This is a genomic window from uncultured Streptococcus sp., assembly GCF_905372115.1.
GTDB lineage: Bacteria > Bacillota > Bacilli > Lactobacillales > Streptococcaceae > Streptococcus.
The window spans coordinates 1-18,118 of record NZ_CAJPNR010000043.1 but is presented as its reverse complement, the minus strand read 5'-3'; the positions used below and the strand labels follow the sequence as shown (position 1 = coordinate 18,118).

Below are 18,118 nucleotides of genomic sequence, written 5' to 3'. Positions count from 1 at the left end.
GATTTTATTTTTTTATTTTGATTTTCATAACTATCAGCTTCTATATCTACAAAAAGACGATTATTAAAATCTTCAATATCATCTTCTTGTACAACTTCATTAAATATGACTTTCCCACTTTTATTTCTTATTTCATAATTTGAATTTCCTGATTCATCTATAACCTCATAATTATCAAACTCTAAAAAATATGTTTTTAGAGTTTCCTGTGTTAATTGCAACAACTTCTCATGTCCTTTTTTATAAAAACCATATAATCTATAAATGAAATTCTTATCTCGAGCCTCCGTCCTATTTTTTAAATAGTGTCTAAACATTAACTGTATTGGTTCTTTTATAATACTGTTATTAAAATCAGTTTTTTCATAATATTTACATTGAAAAAATTGTATTTCATCATCTTTTTCAATATCAATATCTTCAACTCCCTCAATGGTAACTATGTTTGTCTCATCTGATTGCTCCAAAATCTCTAAAATTGATTTGTCAAACTGATAAAAATAACCCTTTATAGTACTAATTGCTGATCTTGATTTACTCATTATTTGCCTCACTATATGATGACTTTCCTTCCATTATACCAAGAAAACACAGTTTTTACACTGCGTTTTATTATATTTATATAATTACTTATTTCACCAACTTCTTCATCTCATCAATACGTGCAACGGTCGCGTCGTACTTAGCTTGGTAGTCGGCTTGTTTGTCGCGTTCTTTTTGGACGACTTCTGGTTTGGCATTGGCTACGAAGCGTTCGTTAGAGAGTTTCTTGCCGACCATATCCAGTTCTTTCTGCCACTTGGCTAGTTCTTTTTCGAGACGAGCCAGCTCTTCCTCGATATTGAGGAGATCTGCCAGTGGCAAGTAGATTTCTGCTCCTGTGATGACGCTTGACATAGCGAGTTCAGGTGCAGGGATGGTTGATGCGATTTCCAGATGTTCCGGATTGGTGAAGCGCTTGATGTAGTTGATATTATCCTTGAAGAAGGTTTCCAGCGCACTGTCTGTCGTCTTAATCAAGATAGTAATCGGCTTGCTTGGCGCCACATTGACCTCAGCTCTGCTATTGCGCACCGAACGAATCAGATCCTTGAGGGCTTCCACACCAGCTGCTGCCTCGGCATTTTCAAACTCTGGACGAACCACTGGATAAGCCGCTGTCACAATGGTGCCTTCTGAGATTTGACCAAAGATTTCCTCGGTCACGAAAGGCATGATTGGGTGAAGCAGGCGCAGAATTTGGTCCAGCGTGTAAAGAAGGACAGAACGAGTGATAACTTTCTCGTCTTCGTTGTCGCTATAAAGCACTTCTTTAGTCAGCTCCACATACCAGTCGGCAAATTCATCCCAAATGAAGTTGTAGAGGATGTGTCCAGCTACACCAAACTCGAACTTATCAAAGTTTTCAGTAACCTTGCCAATGGTTTCGTTGAGGTTGTGGAGAATCCAGCGGTCGGTGACATTGCCAGCCTGACCAGCCGCCACCTGAGCGACATTCTCACGCGCCGCATCCAGCGTCAAACCTTCATTGTTCATGAGGATATAGCGGGAAATGTTCCAGATTTTGTTAATAAAGTTCCAAGAAGCATCCATTTTTTCATAGCTGAAGCGGACGTCTTGGCCAGGAGCAGAACCGTTTGAAAGGAACCAACGCAGGGCATCAGCACCGTATTTGTCAATGACATCCATCGGATCAATCCCGTTACCGAGAGATTTCGACATCTTGCGGCCTTGCTCGTCACGGATAAGACCATGGATGAGCACATTTTGGAATGGCTGACGACCAGTGAATTCCAAGGATTGGAAGATCATCCGAGATACCCAGAAGAAGATGATGTCGTAGCCTGTAACCAAGGTTGAAGTTGGGAAGTAGCGTTTGAAGTCTTCTGAGTCGACATCAGGCCAGCCCATGGTTGAGAAGGGCCAAAGGGCTGAACTGAACCAAGTATCCAACACATCTGGATCTTGAGACCAACCATCACCTTCCGGCGCTTCTTCGCCTACATAGATTTCACCTTCAGCATTGTACCAAGCTGGGATTTGGTGCCCCCACCAGAGCTGGCGAGAGATAACCCAGTCGTGGACACTTACCATCCATAGGAGGAAGGTGTCATTAAAGCGAGGTGGGTAGAATTCTACCTTGTCCTCTGTTGCTTGGTTGGCAATGGCATTCTTAGCCAATTGGTCCATCTTGACAAACCACTGAGTAGACAAGCGCGGCTCAACCATAACGCCAGTCCGCTCTGAGTGACCAACACTGTGGACACGTTTTTCGATTTTAACAAGGGCGCCGATTTCTTCCAGTTTCTTGACAACAGCTTTGCGAGCTTCAAAACGGTCTAACCCTGCAAATTCAAAGGCCAAGTCATTCATGGTTCCGTCGTCGTTCATCACGTTAACTTGTGGCAAGTTATGGCGTTGACCAACCAAGAAGTCATATGGATCGTGAGCCGGCGTGATTTTCACGACACCTGTCCCAAATTCAGGGTCGGCATGTTCGTCCGCAACGATTGGGATTAATTTGTTAGCAATAGGGAGAACTACGTTTTGGCCAATCAAGTCCTTATAGCGTGGGTCTTCTGGATAGACCGCAACGGCAACGTCCCCAAACATAGTCTCAGGACGAGTGGTCGCTACTTCAAGGGCGCGTGAACCATCCTCCAGCATATAGTTCATGTGGTAGAAGGCACCTTCCACGTCCTTGTGAATCACCTCGATATCAGAAAGAGCTGTGCGAGCTGCTGGATCCCAGTTGATGATAAACTCACCACGGTAGATCCAGCCTTTCTTGTAAAGTTCGACAAAAACCTTGCGAACAGCTTTTGACAAACCTTCGTCAAGGGTGAAACGCTCACGAGAATAGTCCACAGAGAGCCCCATCTTACCCCATTGTTCCTTGATGGTCGTAGCGTATTCGTCTTTCCATTCCCAGACCTTGTCGAGGAATTTCTCACGACCAAGGTCATAGCGGGAAATGCCTTGCTCCCGCAAGCGCTCCTCGACCTTAGCCTGAGTCGCAATCCCCGCGTGGTCCATCCCCGGAAGCCAAAGCGTATCAAAGCCTTGCATGCGCTTCTGACGGATGACAATATCCTGCAAGGTCGTATCCCAAGCGTGACCAAGGTGGAGTTTCCCAGTCACGTTTGGTGGTGGAATCACAATCGAATAAGGCTTAGCCTTTTGATCTCCTGAAGGCTTGAAAACATCGGCATCAAGCCATTTTTGATAACGACCAGCCTCAACCTCGGCTGGATTGTATTTAGGTGAAAGTTGTTTAGACATGTGTGTTCTCCTTACATAATTCATTTTATTTCTTTTGTAAAATTAAATACATAGCAATTAATTTTTTCCATTTCGGGAGTTTTCTCATTTTAACAATCGTTGTTTTGTTCTTTCTTTTTCGATTTATAATAAATGAATTAACAGCAATTAAAATAGCTACCAAAAACGAAATAATCATTAATATTGGCATCCTAATATTTAATCTCTCAGAAGCGACCATGTTCTTTTTCTCGAAAAAACTTGATATAAGCAAAGAAGCATACAATAAAAAAGTCAAAAGATATCCACTCAGCTTATTGCGTTGCCATATATATTTCACTTTATCCGAAATGTATTTTGACTCTATATCTTTACCTTTTCTTAGAAAAATAACAAAATCTATTGAATTGATATAATGCCAGATAGCCAATCCGCCCGTTATAAGCGCCCACCATTTAATATCAAATACACTAATAGTATAAACACCGATTGTAATCATTAAGATTTGAAACAAAAATTTTAATAAACTACTACCAATTAAGATCATCATCAATGAAAAATAAAAACGTATGAAAACAATTGTAATAAATAAATCATGATAAACTTTATTGATCTTAAAATGATTAATCAAAATACCCACAAATAATAAAAGAGAAAATGACCATATTATTTCTCTAACTACAGTAATAATATTCTGGTATTCTTTATTATCAGAAAAATCTTTTATCCTTTTGGATCTAGGGTAATAGTTGATTAGATAGATAACCAGTAATATTAATATCAATATTTGATAAAGATTAAAACCTAGAATCAAAAAATCCCTTATTAGTCTTGTTTTATCTAAATTAATAATTAAAAAAAGAAAGGGTAACATAAATAGGTATTTAATACCAGTATAATCGAAAAATTTAAATGCCCTTTCTACAATATTACTTTGAGCTGTTATTTTAAACTTTTTTAACCTCTCAAAAATTTTTTTATTCATTCTTCCCCCTATCATATTCCTAATATGCTTACCAAAATCCGACACAATCTTCTGAGTTCTGTTAAACTTCTCATTTTCCTATTCTACATTATTATAAATGTTCACTTATCGTTGACTCGGTAAAACCAAGTAGCTCAAAAATTCCTTTTATGTCAGCAAAAGTTTGTCATTTTGCAAAAGAATATCCAACTAAAAATCACCATTTAGAGTTGGATACAGGATGAAGTTAGAAATCTCATTCATCGTTTATCCTCCCACTCACTCCTCAACAACCCATACCTCAAATCATCACAGCGATTACCTTGGGCATCTTTGCGGTCTCGGATGCGAGCTTCGAGGGTGAAGCCAAGTTTCTCTGCGACTCGTTGACTTTGAAGATTATAGCCAAAGCAGGACAACTCAATCTTATGAAGATCCAGTTCTTTAAAAGCTAAATCAATCAAGGCACGCGCCGCTTCTGGCACATAACCTCGTCCCCAATAGTCTGAGTGCAAGATATAGCCAAGCTCAAGCACATCATCTTCGTGCCGATGGTTGAAATCCACAGAGCCGATGATCTTATCCGTCCCTTTGACGACAATCCCGTAACCTGCTGGGAGATTCTCCTTTTTATTACGCTCAGGAAGGATATGCTCCAGATAGTAAATCTCGTCTTCCAAGGTCTTGACGGGCGGAAAGCCTGCTGGGTAGGAGACATCTGGCAGACTGGCGTAGGCATGGATATCTTCGGCATCTGCCACTGTACGGACTCGTAACACGAGCCGTTCTGTTTCTAATCGATCTGGTAATGCTACTCTTGTTATCCTTCTCCCTCGCTTTCTACAAAAAATCGCCCCTGTCATATCCATGACAGGGACGAATGTGTTTATCCGCGGTACCACCCAATTTCGGGCAACGCCCGCAACTTTGTTTATTTCAATTTTTCATCTCATCAGCAACCAGCTTTGACACATTTGTGGACTTCTCAGCACCGCCACTTTCTGTAAAATGCTTGACTCAAAACACCTCTGATGAACTTATTCTATCACCTTTCTAGCGAAAAATCAATAATTTCTCTCACCCAAAAATCCGTCTGGCAGGTCATGAAATCCCTTGCCCGCCTGATAGTTGGCGAATTTTCCTAAAAGGAACTGGTAGGCATCGAGACGACTTTCATAGCGAATAGCCGCTTCCTTGGCCAGCTCGTCTTGGTCTGCCTCGTAGACTACCTGACTCTCCTTGAGGGCCATCTCGTTAATCATGACCTGGGTCTTGACCCAAGCTTCAAACTCCTGTAAAAATTCTTGTTCGTAACTCATTTTTCTCACTTTCTAACTGCAAATATTTAGTCCAAATCTCGGTAAAAATCACTGTCAATGTCACGGAAGGGCTGAATGTCCTGTACATACTCCAGCACCCCCTGAAATTCACCAGATTCATCCCGCACCGCTGCATAGGTCACATGAACAAACTTGCCCCTTGATTCCGACTTGAACCACATCTCAAACTTGTCCCGCTCTCCCTTGCGCAGAGCCTTGAAAATTCGCCGCACCTTATCCAAAAACTTGGGCGGGTGACAAAGCTCGACATTGCGCCCTATCTGGGACGGTGTCCGCTTGAAAATCATCTCGTCCGCTGGCACGCTGTCATTATAATACTGGAAAATATCATCCTTATTGACAAAGGTAATCTCCATGGGCAGATGGTCCAAAATCAGATTGGCCTCCGCCACAGACAGATATCCATGACCAAAAGGCTGCTGGGACTCCCGATTAAAGGCTTGCTCCTTCTTTTCCTTAGGCTTAAAGGAAATAGTGACCTGACCATCCGGCGTATCAATGACCTGCTCAAATCTGCCATCACTAGTTTGTTCTCTACTGGCTGCCGCTTCGCTTCCTTCATCAGCAGCATCCCTAACTTCCTCCTCCGAGAATGAGTGCCGAGCAGGAATCCATTTCTCTGTTGGCTTGATGATGGCATAGCCATAAGCATCGCTCTCCTCAGCAATCTTGAGCCAGTCGTCCTGAGTAAAGGACTCGAGGAGTATCATGAGAAGGATGGACTCTTCCTTGAAAATCATAGCTTCAAACTCAGCAGCAAAAGTTTCAAACTTGTCCTTGACTTCTTGAATCGTGCTATCCGGTAGTTGCTCTGCAGCAATCTTAGCCTCTTGGAAAAGGTCCCGAATCTGATCATCCACGCCCCACATGACCTTGGGCGGCGAATCGTGGCCGTAGCTCTCCATGATAGGAAACATAAGCTCTTCCTTGCGCTGATAGTGGATATCAAACTGCCCCACCAAACCCAGCTGGCGCTGGAGTCCCTTGCGGATTTCAGGGAGAAGCTCCTCATCTTCTGTGCTTTCATAGGTAGATAGGAGCCTGCGAACCCGCATGAGGGCAGCCCGCAGTGCTAGATTTTCCTGCTTAAAAATCTGAACAGGATGACCTGGATGGTCGGTATCAGCCACCTCCACATCCTGAATGGCACCTTTAAAGAGGTTGGCATGGACATTGCAGAGAGACATGATATCTTCAAAGGTCACTCCCGTATCCGAGTTCATCAGCTCATGCTCCATCAGGCTAATCTCAATAGCGGACACACCAGCAAAATGCTTGTTGAAAAGCTCCTGAACGGATTCTGCAGAAGCTCCGTTATGTAGATCCAGCAAGATAGACTTGAGGACTTCAATGCGTTCAGTAGCCATGCCTAAATCCCCACCACTTCATAGCCATTTAATTCCAGAGTTTGCTTGATTTTATTCAGGTCAATGCCGTTCATGGCAGCTCCTTTTTTGATAGAAACCACGCGCCCGACTGTATTGCGCATGACAGGATTGGCCAGAGGCGTAAAGCCCAACTCGACCAAAACATCCAAAACTTCAGGCTGCTTCTCAATCACTTCTGCCACTGGGATAGACAAATCAATCACATTATCCATATCTGCTCCCTCATCGTTATTTTTCTACAATTATACCATAAAAAATCTATCAGACCCAAAGCAAAAAAGTGTGATAATTTGCTCTTCTTACGCTTGTTCAAAAGAAATGGAATGGCGAATTAAGATAGATATGATGATAGACTTCTGCCTTCCATTATTGCCTCAGGCAACGATAAGAAAATATAAAGCACATTGCTTCGACTTTTTTCCCTTTTGTGATAAGCTAAGATTAGTGAATTGAGAGGGTTTTCGTATGTATATTGCAGACTTAATGGAAAAGAGTGAAGCGGGGCAGTTTATTATCCTGTCTTATTTACAGCAGCATTCTACATCCAGTTTAAAGGCCGTCATGTCAGAAACAGGATTCTCGAAAGCAACTTTGACCAAGTACATTAGCTTGATTAACGACAAGGCTGTGGATCATCATGCAGCCTTATCCATCCAGCTTCAGGACGAAACGCTCAGTCTGTCCATCGGTTCTGATACCAAAGGTCGGGATATTCGCAGACTCTTCTTGGGCAATGCTATTAAATTTCAGATTTTGAACTACTTGCTCTATCATCAGCAGTTTTTAGCCCATCAATTAGCTCAGGAACTGATGATCAGTGAAGCAACACTCGGCCGCCATATATCTGGTCTAAATCAGATTTTATCAGAGTTTGAGCTATCTATCCAAAATGGCCGCTTAAAAGGGCCTGAGCACCAGATCCGCTATTTTTATTTCTGCCTCTTTCGCAAGGTCTGGTCCAGCCAAGATTGGGAAAAAGAACTTCAAAAATCAGAAAGAAGGCAGGAAGTTGCCGTCTTAGAAGAGCTCTGCGGAGCCCAACTCTCTCAAGGGCAGCGATTGGACTTGGCTCTTTGGGCACATATCACCCAACAACGCCTAAGAGTCAATGCCTGTCAATTTCAAATCATTGAGCAGAAAATGCAAGGCTATTTTGAAAACATCTTCTACCAGCGCTTGCATCGCCGGACAAATGATTTCTTTGCCGGGCAGCACATCACTCTGAGTCAGGAAGACGGAGAAATGATGATTTTCTTTTCATTTCTGCTTTCCCATCGGATTCTGCCCCTGCACACCATGGAGTATATACTGGGCTTTGGCGGTGAAATTGCCAGCCTGATTACGCAACTGATTCAAGAGATGAAATCTCAGGACTTGCTAGGTGACTACATCGAGGACCAAATGACCTACGAACTAAGCCAGCTCTGCGCCCGCGTCTTTCTTTTCAAAGGCTATCTCTTGCAAGACAAATACAAGCATGACTTAGAACTTCGCCATCTTTACTTATGGAGCGAATACGATTATCGACAAGTGGCAGACACTATTTTTAGCAAACTGCCTATTTTCCAACAGGGAACATCTCTGGATAAAAAAGTTTTGTGGGAATGGCTCCAGCTGATGGAGTACATTGCTGAAAATGACGGTCAAGTCATCAAGATAGGCATGGACTTGACAGATAGTTTTATCGTTGTTTCTAGGATGACGGCCATTTTAAGACGCTATTTAGAGTACAACCGTTTTATTACGATTGAATCCTACGACCTGACCAGAAATTATGACCTTATCATCACCAACAATCCTATTCATCAGACCCAGCAGGTTCCCATCTATTATTTAAAAAATGACTTAGATTTGGAAGATTTGGCTCAAATCCGTCACATGATATTTCATTAAGAAACTTGGAGAAATCCAGGTTTCTTTGTGATTTTCGCACAATCTCCTCAGATTTTTTTAAAATTTAAAAAAAGTTGATGAAAAAGAAAGCGTTTTATTTTATATACTAGTTACTGTAGAGGAAACATCCTCAAGATTTTTACCAGGAGGACAGTTCATGTCACAAGAAAAATACATCATGGCTATCGACCAAGGAACTACTAGTTCCCGCGCCATCATCTTTAACAAAAAAGGAGAAAAAGTTAGCTCCAGTCAAAAAGAATTTACTCAGATTTTCCCTCAAGCTGGATGGGTTGAGCACAATGCCAATGAAATTTGGAACTCAGTGCAGTCCGTTATCGCCGGTGCCTTCATCGAAAGCGGGGTCAAACCTAATCAAATCGAAGCTATCGGAATCACTAACCAGCGTGAAACAACTGTCGTCTGGGATAAGAATACAGGTCTTCCTATCTACAATGCTATCGTTTGGCAATCTCGTCAGACAGCTCCTCTGGCTGAACAGCTCAAAAACCAAGGCTATGTAGAAAAATTCCATGAAAAGACTGGTTTGATTATTGACGCTTACTTCTCTGCTACCAAGGTTCGCTGGATTTTGGACCATGTAGAAGGAGCGCAAGAAAGAGCTGAAAAGGGTGAATTGCTCTTTGGTACCATTGATACCTGGTTGGTTTGGAAATTAACTGACGGCGCGGCTCACGTGACAGACTACTCAAATGCAGCCCGTACCATGCTCTATAATATCAAGGAACTCAAATGGGACGACGAGATTTTGGAAATCCTTAACATTCCAAAGGCCATGCTTCCTGAAGTTCGTTCTAACTCAGAAATCTATGGTAAAACTGCTCCATTCCATTTCTACGGCGGAGAAGTTCCGATTTCTGGTATGGCTGGTGACCAACAGGCCGCTCTCTTTGGACAGTTAGCTTTTGAGCCTGGTATGGTTAAGAATACTTATGGAACTGGTTCTTTCATCATCATGAACACTGGTGAAGAGATGCAGCTGTCTGAAAATAACCTCTTGACAACCATTGGTTATGGAATTAATGGCAAAGTTTACTATGCTTTAGAAGGTTCTATCTTCATTGCCGGAAGTGCTATTCAATGGCTGCGCGACGGTCTTCGGATGGTTGAAAATTCACCAGAATCTGAAAAATATGCTCTCAATTCCCACAACAATGATGAAGTATATGTCGTACCTGCCTTTACAGGTCTGGGCGCTCCCTACTGGGATCAAAATGCACGTGGATCTGTCTTTGGCTTGACCCGCGGAACCAGCAAGGAAGACTTTATCAAGGCTACTCTGCAATCCATTGCTTACCAAGTACGAGACATCATCGATACTATGCAGGTGGACGCTAAGACTGCTATTCAAGTCCTCAAAGTCGATGGCGGTGCTGCTATGAACAACTTCCTCATGCAGTTCCAGGCTGACATTTTGGGAATCGATATTGCCCGTGCTAAAAACTTAGAAACAACTGCTCTCGGTGCAGCCTTCTTGGCAGGACTGTCAGTAGGCTACTGGAAAGACTTGGACGAACTCCGCACTCTCAATGAAACTGGAGAACTCTTTGAACCATCTATGAATGAATCCCGCAAGGAACAACTCTACAAAGGATGGAAAAAAGCCGTTAAGGCAACTCAAGTCTTTGCAGAAATCGACGACTAATACTGATTCTTATTTTGATGATAAAATCAGTAGAACCATGAAGCAACTCAGTTAGAAAGTGTGTAATTATGGAATTTTCAAAGAAAACACGTGAATTATCGATTAAAAAAATGCAGGAACGCACCTTAGACCTCCTGATTATTGGTGGTGGGATTACCGGCGCTGGGGTAGCCTTACAAGCAGCAGCTAGTGGCCTGGAGACCGGTCTGATTGAAATGCAAGACTTTGCAGAAGGGACTTCTAGCCGTTCTACCAAATTGGTCCATGGTGGCCTTCGTTACCTCAAGCAATTCGACGTAGAGGTGGTCTCAGATACAGTTTCTGAGCGTGCTGTCGTTCAGCAAATTGCCCCTCATATTCCAAAACCAGACCCTATGCTGCTGCCTGTCTATGAAGAAGAAGACGCTACTTTCAGCCTCTTCCGTCTCAAGGTAGCTATGGACCTCTACGACCTCTTGGCTGGTGTCAACAACACTCCTGCTGCCAACAAGGTCTTGAGCAAGGAAGAAGTCTTAGAACGGGAACCTGAACTTAAGAAGGAAGGCTTAGTCGGCGGCGGTGTCTATCTTGACTTCCGCAACAATGACGCGCGTCTCGTGATTGAAAATATCAAACGCGCCAATCAAGACGGCGCCCTGATTGCCAACCATGTCAAGGCAGAAGGCTTCCTCTTTGATGAATCTGGAAAGATTACAGGCGTTGTTGCGCGTGACCTCTTGACAGATGAAGTCTTTGAAATCAAGGCTCGCTTGGTTATCAATACAACTGGTCCTTGGAGCGACAAGGTACGCAATCTATCAAATGACGGTGAGCAATATTCACAAATGCGTCCAACCAAGGGTGTTCACTTGGTAGTTGACTCTAGCAAGATCAAGGTTTCTCAGCCAGTCTACTTTGACACAGGCTTGGGAGACGGCCGGATGGTCTTTGTTCTTCCACGTGAAAATAAAACCTACTTTGGTACGACTGACACTGACTACACTGGCGACCTAGAGCATCCAAAAGTAACACAAGAAGATGTGGATTACCTCTTGAGCATTGTCAATAATCGCTTCCCAGAAGCAAACATCACGATTGACGACATCGAAAGTAGCTGGGCTGGCCTGCGTCCTCTAATCGCAGGAAACAGTGCTTCTGACTACAACGGCGGAAACAACGGTACTATCAGTGATGAAAGCTTCAATGAACTGATTGCGACTGTTGAGAGCTATCTGGCTAAAGAAAAATCCCGTGAGGATGTCGAGGCGGCTGTTACGCAACTCGAAAGCAGCACGTCTGAAAAACACTTGGATCCATCTGCCGTGTCTCGCGGTTCCAGCCTGGAACGTGATAACAATGGCCTCTTGACTCTTGCTGGCGGTAAGATTACGGACTATCGTAAGATGGCTGAAGGCGCTATGGAGCGCGTGGTTGAAATCCTCAAAGCAGAATTTGACCGCAGCTTCAAGCTCATCAACTCTAAGACCTATCCTGTATCAGGCGGAGAATTGAATCCAGCAAATGTCGATTCAGAAATCGAAGCCTTTGCACAACTCGGCGTATCACGTGGTCTCGATAGTAAGGAAGCCTTCTATCTTGCAAACCTTTACGGTTCGAATGCTCCTAAAGTCTTTGCCCTCGCACACAGTATCGAGCAAGCACCAGGTCTCAGCCTAGCAGATACCTTGTCACTGCATTATGCCATGCGTAATGAATTAGCACTTAGCCCAGTCGACTTCCTACTTCGTCGGACTAACCACATGCTCTTTATGCGGGATGGTTTAGACGCTATTGTAGAGCCTGTTCTGGATGAAATGGGACGATTCTACGACTGGACAGAAGATGAAAAAACAGCTTATCGAAATGATGTTCAAGCTGCCCTTGCAAATAACGATTTAGAAGAATTAAAAAAATAGAAAATACGAGAAGAGGCGGTAGACCAAGAACTGTCTGCCACCCCTTCTTTTAAATGGAGTAACATAGATGATGAAAGAAATATTTGGCGAATTTTTAGGAACACTGCTCTTGCTCCTTCTGGGAAATGGCGTAGTTGCAGGTGTAGTTCTTCCCAAAACTAAGAGCCACAATTCAGGTTGGATTGTGATTACCATGGGATGGGGGATCGCTGTTGCCATCGCTGCTTTTGTATCTGGCAACCTTGGCCCAGCCCATCTGAATCCTGCCCTAACTATCGGAGTCGCTCTGAAAGGTGATTTGCCTTGGGCATCTGTTCTTCCTTACGTCCTTGCTCAGTTTGCAGGTGCTATGGTCGGACAATTCCTCGTCTTCCTGCAGTTCAAACCTCACTATCTAGCTGAAGAAAATCCGGCTAACGTCCTGGGTACATTCAGCACAGGACCAGCTATCAAAGATACCTTCTCTAACCTGATTAGCGAAATCCTTGGAACTTTTGTTCTTGTACTCACTATCTTCGCTCTAGGACTTTATAAGCTGCAAGCAGGCATTGGCACTTTTGCAGTCGGAACATTGATTGTCGGGATTGGTCTTTCACTTGGTGGAACAACAGGCTACGCCCTCAATCCAGCTCGTGACTTAGGACCTCGCATCATGCACAGTCTCCTTCCGATTCCAAACAAAGGAAATGGCGATTGGAGCTATGCTTGGATTCCGGTTGTCGGACCAATCATTGGTGCCGTCCTTGCAGTCCTAGTCTTCGGTTTATTCTAATATAACTGATTGCTATTTGAGAACACTTGACGAGTGTTCTCTTTTTTTGACTAATAGATTAGGAGGAGACTAACTTCCGAACTTACTCTTACGATAAAAACCATTGCGATTTTGACAAAAGAAAAGACTTAGCTCTGTATCACAGAAAACTAAGTCCTTTTTAGAATTATTTTGTCAATTTTAGCGAGCCGTTTCCGATTAACTCAAACGAGTGCTATCCCTCTTAGACAATTTCACCACTGCCTCGGTCCGAGCAGTATGCGGAAACATATCAACCGACTGGATGTAGTGGACATCGTAGACCTGACAGAGCTTGACCAAATCGCGAGCCAGAGTTGAGACATTGCAGGAAACGTAAACCATCTTCTCAGGTGCATAGCGAACAATCGTCTCCAGCAGCTTATCGTCCAGACCTGTTCGCGGCGGATCGACAATCAAGGCATCCGCCCGATAACCCTCAGAGTACCAGCGAGGAATAATCTCCTCAGCCGTTCCAGCCTCGTAGAGTGTATTGTCAAAGCCCATCCGCTTGGCATTCCGTTTGGCGTCTTCAATCGCCTCAGGGATGATGTCCATGCCACGTAGAGACTTGACCCTTTTAGCAAAGGCAAAGCCGATGGTCCCCACTCCGCAATAAGCATCAATCAAATGGTCTTCTTCCGTTACATCCAGCGCCTTAACCGCCTCCCCATAGAGCACCTCTGTCTGCTCCGGATTGAGCTGATAGAAAGCTCGAGGCGATAGGGAGAACTCATAGTCCAGCACTCCTTCTTGGATAGCCGCCTCGCCCCATATAATCTCTGTCTTATCCCCATAAATCTCACTAGACTTGCTCGTATGATAATTGACCGCCACTGTCTCCAGCTCTGGAAATTCAGCCACTAGGTCTCGGACGACTGGAGAAAAGTCCAGCTTGCGCCCTGTCACAAAAATCATCTGCACCTGACCTGTCTTTCTGGCTCTGCGAATCATGACAGTGCGTACCCCAGCAGTCTTTCTCTCATCATAGATGGGTAGCCTATACTTACCTAAAAGCCGGGCCACCTTATTTATGATCTGTTGTGTCACCTTGTCCTGAACCAGACAGTTTTTCAGCGAGACCAGATAGTGGGAATTCTGGGCATAGAGCCCCGCCTTAACTTCATCCTTGAATTTCCGAGTCTGAAACTGCAGTTTAGCCCGATAATAGAGCGGCTCCTGCATACCAATGGTCGGACGAATCTCATAGTTCTCATAGCCAGCTGGCGCAAATTTTTTCAAGGCCTGACGCAGCAAATCTTCCTTAAACTCCAACTGCTTGTCATAGTGGAGGTGCATGATTTGACATCCCCCACACCTATCATAAATCTCACAAGGTGCTTCCACCCGAAATTTTGACCACTTGTTGATGGTCAAGAGCTTGGCCTCGATGAAATTACGCTGAACCTTGGTCACCTGACAGTAGACTTCTTCACCCTTCAAAGCCCCTGGCACAAAGACCAGCGTCTTCTTATAAAATCCAATCCCTTCCCCATTAATCCCCATTTTCTTAATTTTCAAAGGGATTCTTTGCTTCACTTTCACATTCATGCTTCTATTATACCACGCTGCGTCGCATTAGTTGAGAATATGTTACAATAAAAGTATGAAAGCAGAAAAAATATCCCTTCCACTAGCCCATTTCCCTGAGCAAATACGAACTTATCTAGAGGGGGCCAACTTTTACGACAGCTCCTCACATTCTGCTGCCAGCGTTTTCTATGTTGATACGGGCTATTATTTGAAAATCGATCAAAAAGGCCAGTTAGCCCAAGAAGCCACACTTGCCAAATGGTTTGAAGAGCAAGGACTCGGTGTACCTGTCGTTCACTACTTGACAGCAGATAAAGACTACTTGCTGACTAAAAAAGCCGAGGGCAAGGACGCCCTAGCCTTTCTCCAACAGCCAGAAGAACTTTGCCAAACAATGGCTGTCGCACTCAGAAAACTTCACAGCCTCCAAGCCCAGCATTTCCCAATCCAGCATCGCCTCCAACACTATAAAGAGCAAGCAGAGCATAATTATCGGAAAGGTTGCTTTTATCAAAAAGCCTTGCTGCCTCAATTTCACATCAAAAGTCGAGAGGAAGCATACCAGCTTATCCAAGAGCAGGGACACCTACTGACGGCGGACGCCTTAATCCACGGAGATGCCTGCTTGCCTAATTTCATTCTGAAAGACGCAGCAACCTTCTCCTGCTTTATTGACGTCGGCCTCGCTGGCTTTAGCGATCGCCACATTGACCTTTACTGGGTAATCTGGTCTCTTACTTATAATTTATCTGACCCCCAATACGCAGAGCTCTTTCTTGACTACTATGGCCGGAAGGATGTTGATACAGACAAACTGCGCTTGATAGCTGCCTTTGAAGCATTTGGCTAAAAGAAAGGATTCTACCAAAATCTCTTATGAAAATCACAAAAATCGAAAAGAAAAAAAGACTCTACCTCTTGGAGTTGGACGACAGTGAAAAGCTCTATATCACAGAAGACACCATCGTTCGCTTCATGCTGTCTAAAGGAATGGAAATTACGGAGCAGGAGCTATCAGAAATTCAAGACTATGCCCAATTCTCCTACGGAAAAAATCTAGCCCTCTATCATCTCTCCTTCAAGCAAAGAACTGCCAAGGAAGTTAAAGACTACTTAACACAGCACGACATCCAACCAGAAATCATCGGCCAGGTCTTGGACAATCTAAAAAAGGATAATTGGATTAATGATAGAAAATATGCTAACTCTTTTATCCAATCCAACCTTCTCACTGGGGACAAAGGCGCTTTTGTTCTCAAGAAAAAGCTCAGTCAAAAAGGGATTTCTAGCACTACCATAGAGGAAGAATTGAACCAGTTTGATTTTACTGAACTAACGGACAAGGTTGCCGAAAAGCTGCTCAAAAAATACCAGGGAAAACTGCCCAGCAAGGCCTTACAAGATAAACTTCTTCAATCCTTGATAAACAAAGGTTTTTCATACAGCCAAGCCAAAACCGCCTATCAGCATTTGGAAATCGAAGAAGACCAAGAAAACCAGCAAGATCTGCTCTATAAAGAGCTAGACAAGCAATACCACAAGTACTCAAAAAAATACGACGGCTATGACTTAAAACAGCGTCTGACCCAAGCTCTAGCACGCAAAGGCTATGATTTCTCCGACATCGCTAGCGCCCTGAGAGAATATCTTTAAGATTTCCAATGAAAACTTATGCATTTCTATGAAAATATGTTACAATATAGAAGATGAACTTATAAATTGTAGAAAGTTGGTAAGTTATGAAACTTCCAAAAGAAGGCGACTTTATTACAATTCAAAGTTATAAGCATGATGGGAATCTTCACCGCACCTGGCGAGATACCATGGTACTAAAGACAACAGAAAACGCCATTATTGGCGTTAATGACCACACACTGGTAACAGAAAGTGATGGCCGACGTTGGGTAACTCGTGAACCAGCCATTGTCTATTTTCATAAAAAATACTGGTTTAATATCATTGCCATGATTCGAGACAATGGAACTTCATACTACTGCAACCTAGCCAGTCCTTACTATCTGGATAATGAAGCTCTAAAATACATTGACTATGATTTAGACGTCAAAGTCTTTGCTGATGGTGAAAAACGCCTGTTGGATGTAGAAGAATATGAACGCCACAAAAAACAGATGCACTATTCTGATGATTTGGATTTCATTCTCAAAGAAAATGTCAAAATCCTAGTTGATTGGATTAACAACGGAAGAGGTCCATTTTCAGATGCTTATGTCAATATTTGGTACAAACGTTATGTTGAACTAAAGAATCGATAAAGTTGTCAAAGAGCGCAAGCTCTTTTTCTTTTGTCAAATTCGGCCTCACCAGAGGTCAAATCCTTGCAATCTCAAGCATTTTCGGGTATCATATAAGAAAATCCAGACTGTAAGAAAGGAGTCTCTATGGCATTTACAAATACTCTTGGCCGATATGCCAGCTTTGGCATCATGACGAGCCTCCCTGAAGAAATTGTCGACTCATTCTGGTACATCATTGATAACAATCTCAAAGGTGTCTTTGAACTTCGCCCAGTCCTCAAGTTCGAAATCATTAACCACCAAGGAAGAGTATCTCTGCGATTCTCACAAAAAAACTTCAACACCATTATTTCATTTGACTTAAACTATCAATTTGACCCTTTCTTTCCCAGAAAAGTCTACATCGTTGATAACAAGGGTAAAGAAACCATTATGCTATCTGACGAATACTCTTTGATGTAGTAAATCAAACTCAGCACATATAAAAACCTCTGAAAGCAACTATTTACTGCTATCAGAGGTTTTTATCTTTAATATTATTCATCTCAAATGGAAAATAGATTTGAGCAGCATTATAGAGCTTAAACTCTCAGAACACTAGCCTTTAAAATCAAACTAAACCTGATTTAATAATCAAATTTCTTGCCTTCGATTATGATTATACAAAGACACAAGACTAGTAGTCCTAAAAGATAGTATTGCTTATTAGATCCGATTGTGACTAAGAAAAACTAATAACAACATATGTTAGCGAAGTAATGGATACCGAACAAACAGTTTTCTTAAAAACAAAAAAGATAGATTAGTACATCTATCTTCAATGTTATCTAGTCGGGAAGACAGGATTCGAACCTGCGACACCTTGGTCCCAAACCAAGTACTCTACCAAGCTGAGCTACTTCCCGGTGTTTAAACAATCTAAAAACGGAGCCCTAAGACTTCGCTTCCAAATGCACCCTAGAGGAGTCGAACCTCTAACCGCCTGATTCGTAGTCAGGTACTCTATCCAGTTGAGCTAAGGGTGCTCACTATTCATATTAAATTCATTATAGCAAAAATTCAGAAAAAATCAAACTATTTAATGCACCCTAGAGGAGTCGAACCTCTAACCGCCTGATTCGTAGTCAGGTACT

General features: G+C 43.0%; 15 protein-coding genes, 2 tRNA genes and 1 pseudogene. 8 read left to right on the top strand and 10 right to left on the bottom strand.

Annotated features, from left to right (window positions below):
• From QZ169_RS09685 to QZ169_RS09655, 7 genes and pseudogenes are all read right to left on the bottom strand, one after another.
• Positions 1 to 542, bottom strand: a pseudogene (locus QZ169_RS09685) (hypothetical protein); the annotation flags it as partial.
• Positions 543 to 630: 88 nt separating this feature from the next.
• On the bottom strand, positions 631 to 3,282 hold the full coding sequence (locus QZ169_RS09680; RefSeq protein ID WP_295506688.1) for a valine--tRNA ligase: 2,652 nt from the start codon (positions 3,280 to 3,282) through the stop codon (positions 631 to 633).
• A 25-nt stretch (positions 3,283 to 3,307) separates the two neighbouring features.
• The gene (locus QZ169_RS09675) at positions 3,308 to 4,246 is read right to left on the bottom strand and encodes a hypothetical protein (RefSeq protein ID WP_223311176.1); all 939 of its coding nucleotides are present in this window, start codon (positions 4,244 to 4,246) and stop codon (positions 3,308 to 3,310) included.
• Between the two features lie 239 nt (positions 4,247 to 4,485).
• Positions 4,486 to 5,049: a GNAT family N-acetyltransferase gene (locus QZ169_RS09670; protein WP_295506690.1), complete on the bottom strand. Its 564-nt coding sequence runs from the start codon at positions 5,047 to 5,049 to the stop codon at positions 4,486 to 4,488.
• A 240-nt stretch (positions 5,050 to 5,289) separates the two neighbouring features.
• Positions 5,290 to 5,544, bottom strand: a complete 255-nt coding sequence (locus QZ169_RS09665; RefSeq protein WP_295506685.1) for a DUF1912 family protein — start codon at positions 5,542 to 5,544, stop codon at positions 5,290 to 5,292.
• Between the two features lie 26 nt (positions 5,545 to 5,570).
• Positions 5,571 to 6,932 (bottom strand): DUF438 domain-containing protein, encoded by a 1,362-nt coding sequence (locus QZ169_RS09660; RefSeq protein ID WP_295506683.1) that lies wholly within the window; start codon positions 6,930 to 6,932, stop codon positions 5,571 to 5,573.
• A 2-nt stretch (positions 6,933 to 6,934) separates the two neighbouring features.
• Positions 6,935 to 7,165 carry a DUF1858 domain-containing protein gene (locus QZ169_RS09655; protein WP_295506681.1) on the bottom strand — a complete coding sequence of 77 codons (231 nt, stop codon included), beginning with the start codon at positions 7,163 to 7,165 and terminating at the stop codon, positions 6,935 to 6,937.
• Positions 7,166 to 7,418: 253 nt separating this feature from the next.
• Here QZ169_RS09655 and QZ169_RS09650 point away from each other — a divergent pair, with 253 nt between their 5' ends.
• The 4 genes from QZ169_RS09650 (at position 7,419) to QZ169_RS09635 (ending at position 13,179) form a co-directional block, all read left to right on the top strand.
• Positions 7,419 to 8,846, top strand: coding sequence for a helix-turn-helix domain-containing protein (locus tag QZ169_RS09650; RefSeq protein ID WP_295506679.1), 1,428 nt, complete (start codon positions 7,419 to 7,421; stop codon positions 8,844 to 8,846).
• Between the two features lie 157 nt (positions 8,847 to 9,003).
• Entirely contained in the window at positions 9,004 to 10,512 is a 1,509-nt protein-coding gene (gene glpK / locus QZ169_RS09645) for a glycerol kinase GlpK (protein WP_295506677.1), read from the top strand.
• Between the two features lie 68 nt (positions 10,513 to 10,580).
• Complete coding sequence (glpO, locus tag QZ169_RS09640) at positions 10,581 to 12,407, top strand: type 1 glycerol-3-phosphate oxidase (protein WP_295506674.1); 1,827 nt, start codon at positions 10,581 to 10,583, stop codon at positions 12,405 to 12,407.
• Between the two features lie 67 nt (positions 12,408 to 12,474).
• Positions 12,475 to 13,179 carry an MIP/aquaporin family protein gene (locus QZ169_RS09635; protein ID WP_002899687.1) on the top strand — a complete coding sequence of 235 codons (705 nt, stop codon included), beginning with the start codon at positions 12,475 to 12,477 and terminating at the stop codon, positions 13,177 to 13,179.
• Positions 13,180 to 13,377: 198 nt separating this feature from the next.
• Here the strand turns inward: QZ169_RS09635 and rlmD are convergent, their stop codons facing one another.
• Positions 13,378 to 14,748, bottom strand: a complete 1,371-nt coding sequence (gene rlmD, locus QZ169_RS09630; protein WP_295506671.1) for a 23S rRNA (uracil(1939)-C(5))-methyltransferase RlmD — start codon at positions 14,746 to 14,748, stop codon at positions 13,378 to 13,380.
• A 55-nt stretch (positions 14,749 to 14,803) separates the two neighbouring features.
• Here rlmD and QZ169_RS09625 point away from each other — a divergent pair, with 55 nt between their 5' ends.
• The 4 genes from QZ169_RS09625 to QZ169_RS09610 all read left to right on the top strand — a co-directional run bounded on the left by QZ169_RS09625 (position 14,804) and on the right by QZ169_RS09610 (position 17,447).
• On the top strand, positions 14,804 to 15,580 hold the full coding sequence (locus tag QZ169_RS09625; protein WP_295506669.1) for an aminoglycoside 3'-phosphotransferase: 777 nt from the start codon (positions 14,804 to 14,806) through the stop codon (positions 15,578 to 15,580).
• A 26-nt stretch (positions 15,581 to 15,606) separates the two neighbouring features.
• Positions 15,607 to 16,383 carry a recombination regulator RecX gene (recX, locus tag QZ169_RS09620; RefSeq protein ID WP_295506667.1) on the top strand — a complete coding sequence of 259 codons (777 nt, stop codon included), beginning with the start codon at positions 15,607 to 15,609 and terminating at the stop codon, positions 16,381 to 16,383.
• An 86-nt stretch (positions 16,384 to 16,469) separates the two neighbouring features.
• Positions 16,470 to 17,003, top strand: coding sequence for a DUF402 domain-containing protein (locus QZ169_RS09615; RefSeq protein ID WP_002896978.1), 534 nt, complete (start codon positions 16,470 to 16,472; stop codon positions 17,001 to 17,003).
• A 126-nt stretch (positions 17,004 to 17,129) separates the two neighbouring features.
• Entirely contained in the window at positions 17,130 to 17,447 is a 318-nt protein-coding gene (locus QZ169_RS09610; protein ID WP_002913192.1) for a DUF960 domain-containing protein, read from the top strand.
• Positions 17,448 to 17,816: 369 nt separating this feature from the next.
• On the opposite strand, the gene QZ169_RS09605 is transcribed toward QZ169_RS09610, so the two are convergent.
• Positions 17,817 to 17,890: transfer RNA gene (locus QZ169_RS09605), tRNA-Pro, on the bottom strand.
• 46 nt (positions 17,891 to 17,936) lie between these two features.
• A tRNA-Arg gene (locus QZ169_RS09600) sits at positions 17,937 to 18,010 on the bottom strand.
• Between the last annotated feature and the right edge of the window lie 108 nt (positions 18,011 to 18,118).

Bases quoted from the DNA above. Each gene is read 5' to 3' on its own strand.
- QZ169_RS09680 (WP_295506688.1), bottom strand. From the start codon at position 3,282: ATGTCTAAACAACTTTCACCTAAATACAATCCAGCCGAGGTTGAGGCT.
- QZ169_RS09675 (WP_223311176.1), bottom strand. From the start codon at position 4,246: ATGAATAAAAAAATTTTTGAGAGGTTAAAAAAGTTTAAAATAACAGCT.
- QZ169_RS09665 (WP_295506685.1), bottom strand. From the start codon at position 5,544: ATGAGTTACGAACAAGAATTTTTACAGGAGTTTGAAGCTTGGGTCAAG.
- QZ169_RS09660 (WP_295506683.1), bottom strand. From the start codon at position 6,932: ATGGCTACTGAACGCATTGAAGTCCTCAAGTCTATCTTGCTGGATCTA.
- QZ169_RS09655 (WP_295506681.1), bottom strand. From the start codon at position 7,165: ATGGATAATGTGATTGATTTGTCTATCCCAGTGGCAGAAGTGATTGAG.
- QZ169_RS09650 (WP_295506679.1), top strand. From the start codon at position 7,419: ATGTATATTGCAGACTTAATGGAAAAGAGTGAAGCGGGGCAGTTTATT.
- glpK (WP_295506677.1), top strand. From the start codon at position 9,004: ATGTCACAAGAAAAATACATCATGGCTATCGACCAAGGAACTACTAGT.
- glpO (WP_295506674.1), top strand. From the start codon at position 10,581: ATGGAATTTTCAAAGAAAACACGTGAATTATCGATTAAAAAAATGCAG.
- QZ169_RS09635 (WP_002899687.1), top strand. From the start codon at position 12,475: ATGATGAAAGAAATATTTGGCGAATTTTTAGGAACACTGCTCTTGCTC.
- rlmD (WP_295506671.1), bottom strand. From the start codon at position 14,748: ATGAATGTGAAAGTGAAGCAAAGAATCCCTTTGAAAATTAAGAAAATG.
- QZ169_RS09625 (WP_295506669.1), top strand. From the start codon at position 14,804: ATGAAAGCAGAAAAAATATCCCTTCCACTAGCCCATTTCCCTGAGCAA.
- recX (WP_295506667.1), top strand. From the start codon at position 15,607: ATGAAAATCACAAAAATCGAAAAGAAAAAAAGACTCTACCTCTTGGAG.
- QZ169_RS09615 (WP_002896978.1), top strand. From the start codon at position 16,470: ATGAAACTTCCAAAAGAAGGCGACTTTATTACAATTCAAAGTTATAAG.
- QZ169_RS09610 (WP_002913192.1), top strand. From the start codon at position 17,130: ATGGCATTTACAAATACTCTTGGCCGATATGCCAGCTTTGGCATCATG.